Genomic DNA, 12,992 nt, shown 5'->3' with positions numbered 1-12,992 from the left:
GAAAGGAAACATTATGGATAAGCGAAGCTTAAAAGTACTAGAGTTTGATAGTATAAAAAGCATGCTACTGGATTTTACAGTTACAACCTTAGGGAAAAAGCATGTAGAAAATTTATATCCATCTGTGGATAGAGAGAATATAATTTTTAGTCAAAAACAAACTAGTGAAGCACAAAAAATAATATTAACAAGAGGAAATGTGCCAATATCTGCACTTGGTCAAGTCTCAGAATATGCAAAGAGAGCATCTATAGATGCTATACTTGAGCCTTATCAGCTATTAAAAATTTCTGACACTCTAAGAATTTGTAGAAAAGTTAAAAATTTCTTAAGAGATTCAGAAAATACCCCTATTCTTCAGCAATTAAGTGAAAACATAACAATATTAAAAGATTTAGAAGACGAAATAGATAACGCAATAATATCAGAAGAAGAAATTTCAGATAATGCAAGTCCTGAACTGAGCAAAATAAGAAGAAGCATAACAAATACTAAAGAACAAATAAGACAAAAGCTTGCATCTATAGTTGCTTCATCTCAGTATTCAAAATATCTGCAAGAAGCAATCGTAACGATGAGGCAAGACCGATTTGTGGTTCCAGTGAAAGCTGAAAATCGTTCAAATGTTCCAGGGATTGTTCATGATTCATCTGCATCTGGAGCTACTCTTTTTATAGAGCCGATGGCTGTTGTGGAAATGAATAATAAACTTAGAGAATATAAAGTTAAAGAGCAAGAAGAAATAGAAAGAATTCTCACTGTTCTTTCAGCTATGGCAGGTCAAAGCTACCATGAAATACTAACTAATGAACAAATGATAGCAGAAATAGATTTCGTAATGGCTAAAGGAAAGCTATCAGTTAAGATGAAAGCACAAGAGCCATTTATTAACTCTGATCTTGTAATGAATTTAAAAAATGCAAGACACCCTCTTATCGATCCTAAAAATGTAGTTCCATCAAATATAAATATCGGAAAAGAGTTTGATACCTTAGTTATAACAGGCCCAAATACAGGTGGTAAAACAGTTACTTTAAAAACTATTGGTTTATTTGCAATTATGGCTCAAAGTGGGCTCCACCTTCCAACAGACTATGGCACATCAATTTGTATTTTCGATAATATTTTTGCCGATATCGGAGATGAGCAAAGTATAGAGCAGAGCCTCTCTACATTTTCATCTCATATGACTCATATTGTAAATATATTGGACGAAGTTAATGACAATTGCTTAGTCTTATTTGACGAATTAGGGGCGGGCACAGACCCACTAGAGGGAGCAGCACTTGCAGTATCGATTTTAGATAGGCTAAGAGAGTACAAATTAATAACAGTAGCTACAACTCATTACAGCGAGCTTAAGCACTATGCTCTTACAACAGATAGAGTAGAAAATGCATCGGTTGAATTTGATGTGCAGACTCTAAGCCCTACCTATAGACTTTTGATAGGGATACCTGGCAAATCAAATGCATTTGAAATATCTAGAAAACTCGGTCTTAAGGAAGAAATAATATTAGCTGCAAAGCATCACTTAGATTCAGACTCTATCTCAATGGAGGATGTTCTAAAAGAGATTGATGATAATAGAAAACAGATTGAGACTGAAAGAGAGCAATCCAAAATCATATATGAAGATGCTAAAAAGCTTCAGACTCGTCTTAAAGAAAAAGAAAGTAAATTAGATACACAAAAGGATAAAATTATACAAGAAGCAAAAAATGAAGCGAGAAAATTACTTCAGCAAGCAAAAGAAGAAGCTGATGAAGCTATAAAAGAGCTAAGAGAGCTAAGCAAAAGAGCAGAAAAGCTAAATATAAATAAAGAAATTGAAGCTTCTAGAAGAAAGATTAAAACATCTCTGGATAAATACGGATATAAAAATCAGGATTTAATAACAGAAAAAGATGTCATTAATCCAGTAGATATAATAGGTGCTGGAGACGAAGTATATGTTCCGAGTTTTTCAAAAAATGCCACAGTTGTCTCAGTCGACAATGAGAAAAAAGAAGCTTTAGTTCAAATTGGAATAATGAAACTCAATCTTCCTTTTTCATCTCTTGAAAGGCTAAAGCAAAATGAGGATATAGTAAAATCTAGTGGTGCTGGTAAGATAATGAAAAATAAAACAGCTACTGCAGAGCTAGAAATTGATTTAAGAGGTATGGATTTAGAAACAGCAAGAATAGAAGTGGATAAGTATCTAGATAACTCATATGTTGCTGGACTACCTAGAGTTACAATTATTCATGGCGTTGGAACCTTAGTTCTAAAAAATGGTATAAAAGCTATGCTTAAGAGTCATAAGCATGTAAAAAGCTATAGAGATGGCGGCTATGGTGAAGGTGGAATGGGCGTTACTATAGTTGAGTTAAAATAAATACTAATAGGAGGCTGTAATGGATATCAAAGAGATAAGAAGCTTAGCAAAGGACAGAATGAAAGGTGTTTGCAATTTATGCAGTGAATGCAATGGTATTTATTGTAGTGGACAGGTTCCAGGTATGGGTGGAACTGGAAGTGGAAGAGCTATGAAACGTAGCTACGAAAAAATTTCTCAAGTAAAGCTTAATCTAAAAACTATTCATGAGGCAAAAAAGCCCGAGACTAATATCATGATATTTAATCAAAATCTATCTCTTCCGCTTATTAGTGCACCTGTTACAGGTAGTGAAATAAATATGGGTGGTTATTTATCAGAAGCTGATTATTGTAAAGCTGTAGTGTCGGGGTCAAAAATGGCCGGTACTTTTGCTATGATTGGAGATAGTGGAAATCCACAGTTTTATATTGATGGTTTAAATGCAATTACAGAGGAAAACGGATGTGGTATTGCAATAATCAAGCCAAGAGAAAACAATAAAATAATTGAAAATATAAAAAAAGCAGAAATAGCTGATGCTTTAGCTGTAGGAGTTGACATAGATGGAGCAGGATTAGTAACTATGGCTTTACTTGGGCAACCTGTAGGACCAAAATCTAAGGCTGAGCTAAAAGAAATTATTAGCTCTACAGATCTACCTGTAATTTTAAAGGGAATTATGACCGTACAGGAAGCTCTTTTAGCTGTAGAAATAGGAGCCAAAGCGATAGTTGTATCTAATCATGGTGGAAGAATATTAGACGATACTTTTGCTCCGATAGAAGTGCTTCCTGAGATTGCTAAGGCAGTAAAAGAAAAGATAACTATTATGGCTGATGGAAGTGTGAGATCGGGAAGGGATATATTTAAATATATAGCAGCTGGGGCTGACGTCGTGCTTTGTGCAAGACCTATTATTTGGGGAGCAATAGGAGGAGGCAGTGAAGGTGTCGCTAGTTATATTAACCATTTAAAAAATGAATTGATTCAAGCGATGATATTAACTGGAGCAAATAATATAGCCGAAATAAATTCAGATATGATTTCATATAATTTTGATATTTAATTTAATTAATTCTTTAAAAAACTATACTTATATGATATAATTTTGTAAACAATTCAAATTTGGTATGAAAGGAGAATGACAATGAAAATTGAGAATAGTGTTAAAGAAATAAGTCATTTCCTTTCTGAAAAAGGAATCAAACCCTCTTATCAGAGAGTGAAAATACTTGAAAGACTTTTAGCTGACAAAAATCATCCTACAGTAAATGATATATACACAGATCTTATTGATGAGATACCTTCACTATCTAAAACTACAGTATATAATACCCTTAATATCTTTGTGGAAAATGATATTGTAAAAAGCTTTAGCGTAGATGGAAATGAAGCAAGATATGATGTAAATGCACATTCCCATGGACATTTTATCTGCCTTTCATGCAAATCGATTTTTGATTTCGAAGTAGATAACTCTGATATTAAGCTAGATAATCTTGACGGGTTCGAAATTATCCAAAGTGAACTAACTGTAAGAGGTATCTGTAAACATTGTGCATCAACCAAATCCTAAGGTTCTTGTTCTCAAACTATGTAAGTTATGCTATTATATATATAAAACGAGATTACTCTCGTCTTTTTTACAAGGACGAGAGTTTTTTGTATTCTACATAATATTAGGAGGCAGTTATGGATTTTAAAGTTGAAGTAAGTAAAATATTATCAGAAAAAATATCCGATTTTTCTTATGAAGAAATCCTATCTATGATAGAGATTCCACCAAATGCAGCAATGGGAGATTTTGCATTTCCTTGCTTTAAGTTGGCTAAGACATACAGGAAATCGCCTAATATTATCGCACAGGAATTAGCGCAAGAATTAAATAGACCTTCATATTTAAAATCAATTGAAAATGCTGGAGGATACGTTAATTTTTATGTTGATACTATACTTTTATCTTCTCAAGTAATAAAAGAAGTACTTGAAAAAAAAGAAGATTTTGGAAAGATGGATATCGGAAGTGGGAAGAATGTAATTGTTGAGTTTTCCTCTCCAAATATAGCTAAACCTTTTCATATCGGTCATATACGTACTACAGTTATTGGAAATTCACTGTATAAATTATATAAATTTTTAGGATATAACACAATTGGAATCAACCATTTAGGTGATTACGGAACTCAGTTTGGTAAACTCATTGTTGCTTACAAAGGATGGGGAAATGAAGAAGAAGTTAAAAATGCTCCAATTAAGACCTTATTAAAGCTATATATAGAATATCATGAAAAAGCTGAAGAAAATCCACAAATGGAGGATGAAGCAAGAGAATGGTTTAAAAAATTAGAGGATGGCGATGAAGAAGCTACTCGCCTATGGAAATTTTTTAGAGAGGTTTCTCTAGAAGAATTCTCAAGGGTTTATGATATGCTTGGAATTTCATTTGATTCTTATGCTGGCGAAAGTTTTTATTCAGATAAAATGCCAGCAGTTATTGATCTAATGGAAGAAAAAGGTGTTCTTATAGAATCTCAAGGCGCTCATATAGTTGATTTAGAGCCTTATGGAATGCCTCCTGCACTTATTAAAAAAAGAGACGGTTCTACTCTTTATATAACTAGAGATTTAGCGGCAGCTATATATAGAAAGAAAACTTATGATTTTTATAAAAACATTTATGTTGTAGGCTCTCAGCAAGCTCTTCATTTTAAGCAGTGGATGAAGATACTTGATTTAATGGGATTTGAATGGGCAAATGATTGTGAGCACGTTCAGTTTGGAATGGTTGGTCTTGAGGAAGGTACCTTATCAACTAGAAAAGGAAGAGTTGTTTTTCTTGAAGATGTATTAAATCAAGCTATACAAAAAACTAAGGAAGTAATAATTGAAAAAAATCCTAACTTAGAAGATATTGATAAGGTAGCAAAGCAAATTGGAGTTGGAGCAGTTGTGTTTCAAGAGCTATCAAACAGCAGAATAAAAGATTATACATTCTCGTGGGAAAGAACACTTAGTTTTGAAGGAGAAACTGGACCATATGTTCAGTATACTCATGCTAGAGCTTGCTCTGTTCTTAGAAAAGCAAATTTGAAACCTAGTTCAGACATAGATTTTTCAATGCTAGGCAACAATAATGATGCTATGGAAGTAATTAGAGTACTAGGCAGCTTTAAATCAGTTCTGTTAAGAGCAGCAGATAAAAATGAGCCTCATCATATAACAAGATATATTTTGGATTTAGCTCAGGCCTTTAATAAATTTTACCATGATAATCCAATTTTAGTTGATGATGAAAAAGTAAAAGCAGCTAGATTGACTATAGTTGAAGCAGTGAGAATAGGACTTGAGAATTCGCTTAAACTCATAGGAATGGAAGCGCCGGAGAGAATGTAATGCTAATAGTTGACAAAGCTTTTTCAAATATAGTTATTTCTATTTTAATTGAATATGAATACAATTATTTGCTAAAGTCTCTGGTTCGTAGTCTTTCATCAGACACATCCACTGTCAGTGTCAAAGTTGATAAGGCGAGATGGAAAGATGAACTGAATTTAATGAAGTATTACTATGGTATAAAGAATAATAGGAGCTTAGCTGTATGCTTAGCTCCTATTATCATAGCAAACAGAGACATCAATGAAATTTTAAATGAGGCGGTAACTGCATATAATATAATGTACAAGAACTCAAGCTCTACTGCATTATCAATATATGTAATTATATTATATATTCTCAATGAGCAGATAAAACCAAATTTGATTGCTTATCAAAATGATTTGGAGGATTCATCAGAAATTATAGAATTCCAAAGATACAAGATAAATCTGCTAATGTTAGACGATGACGATAAAATTCTTACTTTTGCTCTTAATAACCTCTATAATTTGGAAGATAAAAGTTTTTATATTAAAGAAAAAGAACTTATTATTAGGCTTAGGGATATAGTAAAAGAGAAGATTACAAATGCTTTAGAGACAATAGAATTTAATTCTAATATAGAGGTATTAAGTGATTATCTCTTGAATCTAAGGAATATGAAAATTAAAAGAAAAGCTTATGAGGGTAAGATAAATCCACTTGATATAATCCAAATGGAAATTAATAAGGAATATACAATACCACTGATTGGAAATATAAAAATTATAAAAAAATATTTCAATGAAAATATCTTATTAATTGAAGCTGTTTCAAAATCTGAAAGCTACACTTTTAGATTTAAAAAAGCATAGAAAAAAGCCTCTCAAGTGAGAGGCTATATTTTATGCACTTAGAATTTTAATCAATTCATCTTGTGTAGGAACTTCTGCTAGTAATCTTAATTCCTCTAATAGAGAATCTTTCAATTTAGAAAAATCTTCTATTTTAGTATTCTCGTAAGTATAATCAAGAGCCTGTATTATTATCAGAAGATCTCTTTTGGAAATCTGATCTATAGAGATTTTATCAAAATTAATCATTTTAAACCCACTCCTTAGCCCATTTTCTTAATACAATATATTATACCATAATAAAGAAGGACTAGGGTAATAAAAAGAGTTATTAAACTGCAATAAGTTGTGGCTCGTATAAAATAGAGTTTTCTACAATTAGAAGACCAATTGCAGAGGACACATTTATAGAACTAACTATATCATTTTCGTAGCCTTTAGGTCTATTAACATAATCATGATGAAGTTCTTCTATAAGAGCTTTAATTCCATCTTTATCTAAAGTTTTTAAGCTTGGCAATGTTATTTTGTCTAATCCCGAAAATTCCTTGAATTTATAGTGAAGATTTTTTTCATAAATCATGTGCTCTTTTAACTTGTCAGAAAAATAGGTTCTATCGTGATGTGGCAAGCAGAAGAAATCAGATAAAAAATGTGTGATTACACCTAATCTCACAGAAAAAGCATTTATAGATATTAAATCTTCGTGTAGTCCATCATCGATAAGCTTAACAATTTCATCTAAGACAAAATCAAAAGTTGGGTTCATATAATGTTTTTTTGATTTTAAACTTGGAGCTACGTCGGGTTTCATATTTCCGTACTGAAGCATAGGCTTGCTAAGTTTAAAATCTAAGCTGTCTTTTAAATTCTCGTAAATATGATTAGCAATAATTCTATGGGTTGGTATGAACAAAAGATACACCCTTTCAAAATATATAAAAAATATAATTAACAGTTAAATAAAACTCACATATTCCATTTTACAAGATTATTATATAAATTACAATAATTAGTAATAAATTAACATAAAATGGATTTTTAAAATAATATTTAGAGTTGAATAAACTTAATAAAATAGGTAAAATATGAGTCTAAATCAAAAGAAGATGGTGAGAAATTATGAAATTATTATTAACAACCTTAAACTCCAAATATATTCATACATGTCTATCTATAAGGTATTTATACTCTAGTGTAAAAGATACCTGTGATTCATATATAAAAGAATATACTATAAATGAAAGCTTGGATAAGATATACGCTGATATTTACGAAAAAAATTACGATATTGTAGGTTTTTCTTGCTATATTTGGAATGTTGAGCAGACTCTTAAGCTATGCTCTACACTAAAGGAAGCTAATCCTGATTTAATTATAATACTTGGAGGACCTGAGGTTAGCTTTGATTCACTTAACTTTATTAATAAGCATTCATATATTGATTATATAATTAAAGGAGAAGGGGAGTTAGTTCTTCCAAAACTTATTGACTCTATTTCTAAATTTAAGAAACATATAGAAATAGATGGAGTCGTTTATAAATCAAACGAACTACCACCATATTCAAATTATAGATACAATACACATGAAGATATATATTTTATAGAGAACAAGGATACACCTCCTATAGCTGATCTATCTCAGATAAAAAGCCCATATCTTTATGTGACTGAAGAGGAAATAGAAAATAAAATAGTTTATTTTGAAACTTCAAGAGGGTGCACATTTAATTGCTCTTATTGCTTATCGTCAACTCTAAAAGGAGTCAGATTTTTTCCTTTAGAAAGTGTAAAGCAGGATTTGAAAAAACTTGTAGTCTTAAATGCAAAACAGATTAAATTTGTAGATAGAACCTTTAATTCCCATAAAGAAATTACTTTAGCTTTAATAAAATTTTTAAAGGAAATCGATAATGGCAAAATTAATTTTCATTTTGAGATTACAGCTCATATGCTTGATGACGAGTTTATGAAAGAGATTAAAGAAGCACGGTATGGTTTATTTCAATTTGAAATTGGAGTTCAGTCTACAAATAGTAAAACTATTAAAACTGTAAATAGAATTGATAATTTTGAAAAATTGTCTGTAAGAGTGAATCAAATAAAAAAATATGGTAATATCCATCAGCATTTAGATTTAATCGCAGGACTTCCATATGAAAATTTAGAGAGCTTTAAAAAATCCTTTAATGATGTATTTGGGTTACTTCCTGAGGCACTTCAACTAGGATTTTTGAAAATGCTCAAGGGTAGTCCTATAAGGAGTCAAGTAGAGTTATTTGATTATAGATATCGCAATTATCCACCTTATGAAGTGATTTCAAATAAATTCATTTCAGCAAGCGAAATTTTATTTCTTAAAGAAATCGAAGAGATTGTGGACTTGTTTTATAACAGCGGGATGTTTATGCTTAGTATAGAATATATTTATATCAATAACTACAATAATAATGGATTTAAATTATTTTCTGATTTACTTGCATATAAAAACGATTATTACCAAAATAAAACCTTATCTAGAGATGATCTATATAAACTTTTACATGAATTTTATAGTAGGATTTGCCCAGATGAGACAAATAAAATAAAAGAGCTAATTAGATTTGATTATTTAAGAATGGGAAGAAATAGAGTTATTCCTTTGTTTTTAAGAAATGATTTAAGTAGTATTACAAGAGAAGAAGCGGTAGCTTGGATTTCAAATGATTATATTAAATCTGAACTTGGTTATCCTAATTCGCATCCTATGGAAATAATAAAAAAAATTCATGTAGAGCTATTTGAATTTGATATTATCGACTATATAAAAACCAAAGGGAATTTGAAAAACCATAAAGCTATAATAGCGTTTAATTATAGTGGAGAGAAAGATTTTATGAATAAAGTAACGTTTACTGGAGGTTTGTATGAACAAATCAAGAATTGAGAAATATTTACTGGAAAAAACAAATAAATTGGTTTTTATAACCTTAGATGATATTATTCTAAAAAAAATTGAAGGAATAAACATTAATAAAAATATTGAGGTTCCAGTATTTTCATCTGTACTTATAGACATGGCTAATTCAAAAAAAGAAGGAATTTCTACAATAGATATATTAAGTGCCATGCTTTTCATACAAGGGATAGACCCTTATTTTAAGTACAGTAAAGAATACAAAGCGATAATAACAAAATTATCTTCAAATCCACTTGCTCTAGCTAGTAGCTTAGCTGGAGATGCATATGAAAAAAGCAATCTAATTGAGAGCTTGATATTTGCAAGAGGGTATCTATCTATGTTTGAACCAGAAATGAACTTATACTTCAACTATGCGCTGCTATGTAAAGAAATTTCTGAGCAAGCTTTAGAAGATAGCAAAAAGGTGGATTTCAAACTTGAAAGTGAGGATTGCTTTAATGCACTAGTCAAATTATATCCGGAATTTTCTAAGCCATATTATTATTTAGCATATTTTGCATTACAGCATGGAGATTTAGGTACCTCAAAAAATTGTTTTGAAAAAGCTATAGAACTTGGACTCGATGATTCTCTTGAAAACGACTCTAAGGATAATCTAGTCAAAATTAACACTACAGAAAAAATAAGTCTATCTAGTGAGCTCATTGAAAGTGAAAAATACGATGAGGCCCTAGCTATTTTAGAAGAAATAGTTGATGAAGATACTTCTTCATATGAAGCATATTTCTATCTAGGCTATATAAATAGATTAAAAGGAGAGTATGAATCAGCAATAGATTATTTTGAATTTGCATATAAACTTGATACTTCTCAGCCTCAGCTTATTAATGAAATGGCTCTGTGTTTTGCATTTTTGGGCGATTTAGAGCAGGCCTTGGAGCTTCTTGAGTATGCATTTGAACTAGATTCTGAGAGTATAGAGATATTATGTAATATTTCAATGGTTTATTATAATTTAGAAAATATTGAAAAAGCTAAATACTATATTAATCTAGCTGAAAATATAGATCCCCATGACGATATTGTTCAGGAATGCATTAAATTGATATATAAGGCTTAAAAACAATAAAAATCTTACTAAGTAGATACTGGATAGTACTACTTAGTAAGATTTTTTTATATTTTCAGAAATGTTTGTATACATTACTTAAACATATTGTATATAATTATTACATATTGTATAATTTAAAAATAAGGTAAATACATATTGAATTTAAATCAAGGAGGCATGTTATGATAAAACGCTTATCAGAATTGTTGGAAAACGTTGCCAATAACCCTAAACTAAAACTAGCAGTAGCAGCAGCTGAGGATGAAGATGTACTTGGAGCCTTAAAACAAGCATCTATGGATAATATAGTAGAGCCTATACTAATAGGAGATAAAAAAGCAATAATAGAAATTTGCGAAAAACTAGACTATAAAATAAATCATGATGAAATCATAGAAACTACTTCTTTAGAGGAAAGCGCAAAAAAAGCTGTTGAGCTAGTTGTTGAAAAAAAAGCTCATTTTCTTATGAAAGGTCTTCTTGATACATCAATTTTATTAAAGGCTGTTTTAAATAAAGAAACCGGTCTTAGGACAGAAAATTTAATCAGTCACGTTATGCTTTATGATGTTCCTTCATACCATAAATTATTAATTCTTACAGATGGAGGAATGAATATAGCTCCTTCAGTAAAAGAAAAAGCCATGATAATTAAAAATGCTCACGAAGTGGCAAAATCCCTAGGTATAGAAACTACAAAAGTGGCTGTTATTGCGGCTAAAGAAAAACCTAACGAAAAAATGCCAGCAACAATGGATGCCAGAGAACTTCAAGATATGTGTAATAATAATGAATTTGGAGATGGAATAATTGTAGAAGGACCTCTTGCAGTGGATTTAGCACTTTCAAGTGAAGCTGCAAAAGTGAAGAATTTTAAAAGTGAAATTTCTGGTGATGTAGATATAATAGCAGTACCATTTATCGAAGTGGGAAATGCTCTTGGAAAATCACTTACTTATTTAGCCGGAGCAACCTCAGCTGGAATTATTATGGGAGCAAAAGTACCTATAGTGCTAGTTTCTAGAGCTGACGATTATGAAACTAAATTGTATTCAATAGCTTTAGGTTCACATATTGCAAGCAAATGTAAATAGAAAAGGAGAGATTCCCTTGCCAAGAATTAATGTAATTGAGAAATTTTGTAAGAGCTGCGGACTATGTATAGAAGTATGTCCTAAAAAGATAATAGCTATAGGTGACACAGCAAATGACAAAGGTTATTTTACTGCAGTATGTATTAACCAGGATGAATGTATAGGTTGCGGGCTTTGCGCAACTATTTGCCCTGATGTAGCTATAGAAGTTTACAAATAGAGCCAAAGGAGAGATAAAATATGGAAAGAGTATTGATGAAAGGAAATGAAATCATCGGTGAAGCTGCCATAAGATCAGGATGTAGGTTGTTTTTCGGTTATCCTATTACACCTTCAACCGAGGTAATAGAGTATTTATCAGCTAAGTTTCCAGATGTAGGTGGAACTATTGTTCAAGCAGAAGATGAAATAGGAGCTATAAACATGTGCTATGGAGCAGCATGTACTGGAAATAGAGTAATGACTGCATCATCAAGCCCAGGGGTAAGCTTAAAGCAAGAAGGACTTTCATATAGTGCTGCTGCTGAGCTTCCAATGGTTGTAGTAAATGTAAACAGATGTGGACCAGGACTAGGTGGACTAGGGCCAGCGCAATCAGATTACTTCCAAGCTACCAAAGGTGGCGGTCATGGAGACTATAGATTAATAGTGCTTGCACCTTCTAAGGCTCAGGAGCTTTACGACTACACTATGATGGCATTTGATCTAGCAGAAAAATACAGAAACCCTGTAATGATTTTAAGTGATGGATTTCTAGGACAGACTATGGAACCAGTAATCTTAAAAGAAAAACCTGCAAGTGAAGAATATGACAGAAGCTGGATTGTAAATGGAGCAAAGGGAAGAGAAAAGAGAATCATAGCAAGCTATTCACTTACAAATGAAATCGGTGAAGAAAACAATTTAAGATGGGAAGCTAAATATAAAGCTATAGAAGAGCAAGAACAACAATGGGAAGAATTCCAAACTGATGATGCAGAATATCTTCTAGTAAGCTACGGAACTACAGGCAGAATTTGTAAGAGTACTGTAATTGAGGCTAGAAAAAAAGGCATTAAGCTAGGACTTATTAGACCTATAACTCTATGGCCATTCCCAAAGAAAGCCTTTGCACCATTTATGGACAAAGTTAAAGGAATTGTTACTGTAGAGCTTAATACAGGGCAAATGATTGAAGATGTAGAGCTTGCAGTTAGATGCAAACCAGAAACTCATCTGTTTAGAAGACAAGGTGGTATGCTTCCAACAGAATTTGAAATTTTAGAATTTGTGGAATCAAAATTTAACTTAAACTCAGATAAGGAGGTATAGTT

General features: G+C 31.5%; 12 protein-coding genes. 10 read left to right on the top strand and 2 right to left on the bottom strand.

Features of this window, described 5'->3' with window-relative positions; genetic code table 11:
• Window positions 1–13 precede the first annotated feature (13 nt).
• From B5X47_RS08745 to B5X47_RS08725, 5 genes are all read left to right on the top strand, one after another.
• Complete coding sequence (locus B5X47_RS08745) at window positions 14–2,380, top strand: endonuclease MutS2 (RefSeq protein ID WP_079589774.1); 2,367 nt, start codon at window positions 14–16, stop codon at window positions 2,378–2,380.
• 19 nt (window positions 2,381–2,399) lie between these two features.
• Window positions 2,400–3,428 carry an alpha-hydroxy-acid oxidizing protein gene (locus B5X47_RS08740; protein ID WP_079589773.1) on the top strand — a complete coding sequence of 343 codons (1,029 nt, stop codon included), beginning with the start codon at window positions 2,400–2,402 and terminating at the stop codon, window positions 3,426–3,428.
• A gap of 81 nt (window positions 3,429–3,509) precedes the next feature.
• A complete protein-coding gene (locus B5X47_RS08735; protein ID WP_079589772.1) occupies window positions 3,510–3,938 on the top strand; it encodes a Fur family transcriptional regulator in 429 nt (142 codons plus the stop codon).
• Between the two features lie 116 nt (window positions 3,939–4,054).
• On the top strand, window positions 4,055–5,755 hold the full coding sequence (argS, locus tag B5X47_RS08730) for an arginine--tRNA ligase (RefSeq protein WP_079589771.1): 1,701 nt from the start codon (window positions 4,055–4,057) through the stop codon (window positions 5,753–5,755).
• The gene (locus B5X47_RS08725; protein WP_079589770.1) at window positions 5,755–6,591 is read left to right on the top strand and encodes a hypothetical protein; all 837 of its coding nucleotides are present in this window, start codon (window positions 5,755–5,757) and stop codon (window positions 6,589–6,591) included. Before argS ends, B5X47_RS08725 begins: the two co-directional genes overlap by 1 nt.
• 30 nt (window positions 6,592–6,621) lie before the next feature.
• Here B5X47_RS08725 and B5X47_RS08720 read toward each other — a convergent pair whose 3' ends face one another.
• Window positions 6,622–6,819 (bottom strand): hypothetical protein, encoded by a 198-nt coding sequence (locus B5X47_RS08720; RefSeq protein ID WP_013361364.1) that lies wholly within the window; start codon window positions 6,817–6,819, stop codon window positions 6,622–6,624.
• Between the two features lie 82 nt (window positions 6,820–6,901).
• Window positions 6,902–7,486 carry a zinc dependent phospholipase C family protein gene (locus tag B5X47_RS08715; protein WP_013361365.1) on the bottom strand — a complete coding sequence of 195 codons (585 nt, stop codon included), beginning with the start codon at window positions 7,484–7,486 and terminating at the stop codon, window positions 6,902–6,904.
• A gap of 206 nt (window positions 7,487–7,692) precedes the next feature.
• Here B5X47_RS08715 and B5X47_RS08710 point away from each other — a divergent pair, with 206 nt between their 5' ends.
• The 5 genes from B5X47_RS08710 to vorB all read left to right on the top strand — a co-directional run bounded on the left by B5X47_RS08710 (window position 7,693) and on the right by vorB (window position 12,990).
• Window positions 7,693–9,498 (top strand): B12-binding domain-containing radical SAM protein, encoded by a 1,806-nt coding sequence (locus B5X47_RS08710; RefSeq protein WP_079589768.1) that lies wholly within the window; start codon window positions 7,693–7,695, stop codon window positions 9,496–9,498.
• Window positions 9,479–10,594 carry a tetratricopeptide repeat protein gene (locus B5X47_RS08705; RefSeq protein ID WP_079589767.1) on the top strand — a complete coding sequence of 372 codons (1,116 nt, stop codon included), beginning with the start codon at window positions 9,479–9,481 and terminating at the stop codon, window positions 10,592–10,594. Before B5X47_RS08710 ends, B5X47_RS08705 begins: the two co-directional genes overlap by 20 nt.
• A gap of 173 nt (window positions 10,595–10,767) precedes the next feature.
• A complete protein-coding gene (locus tag B5X47_RS08700) occupies window positions 10,768–11,679 on the top strand; it encodes a bifunctional enoyl-CoA hydratase/phosphate acetyltransferase (RefSeq protein WP_013361368.1) in 912 nt (303 codons plus the stop codon).
• A 16-nt stretch (window positions 11,680–11,695) separates the two neighbouring features.
• Window positions 11,696–11,899, top strand: coding sequence for an indolepyruvate ferredoxin oxidoreductase subunit alpha (locus B5X47_RS08695; RefSeq protein WP_041487127.1), 204 nt, complete (start codon window positions 11,696–11,698; stop codon window positions 11,897–11,899).
• 20 nt (window positions 11,900–11,919) lie between these two features.
• Window positions 11,920–12,990 (top strand): 3-methyl-2-oxobutanoate dehydrogenase subunit VorB, encoded by a 1,071-nt coding sequence (gene vorB, locus B5X47_RS08690; RefSeq protein WP_013361370.1) that lies wholly within the window; start codon window positions 11,920–11,922, stop codon window positions 12,988–12,990.
• The last annotated feature ends 2 nt before the right edge of the window (window positions 12,991–12,992 follow it).

The organism is Acetoanaerobium noterae, from assembly GCF_900168025.1.
GTDB lineage: Bacteria > Bacillota > Clostridia > Peptostreptococcales > Filifactoraceae > Acetoanaerobium > Acetoanaerobium noterae.
The sequence above is the reverse complement of the archived record's forward strand: the minus strand, read 5'-3'. Positions and strand labels throughout refer to the sequence as shown.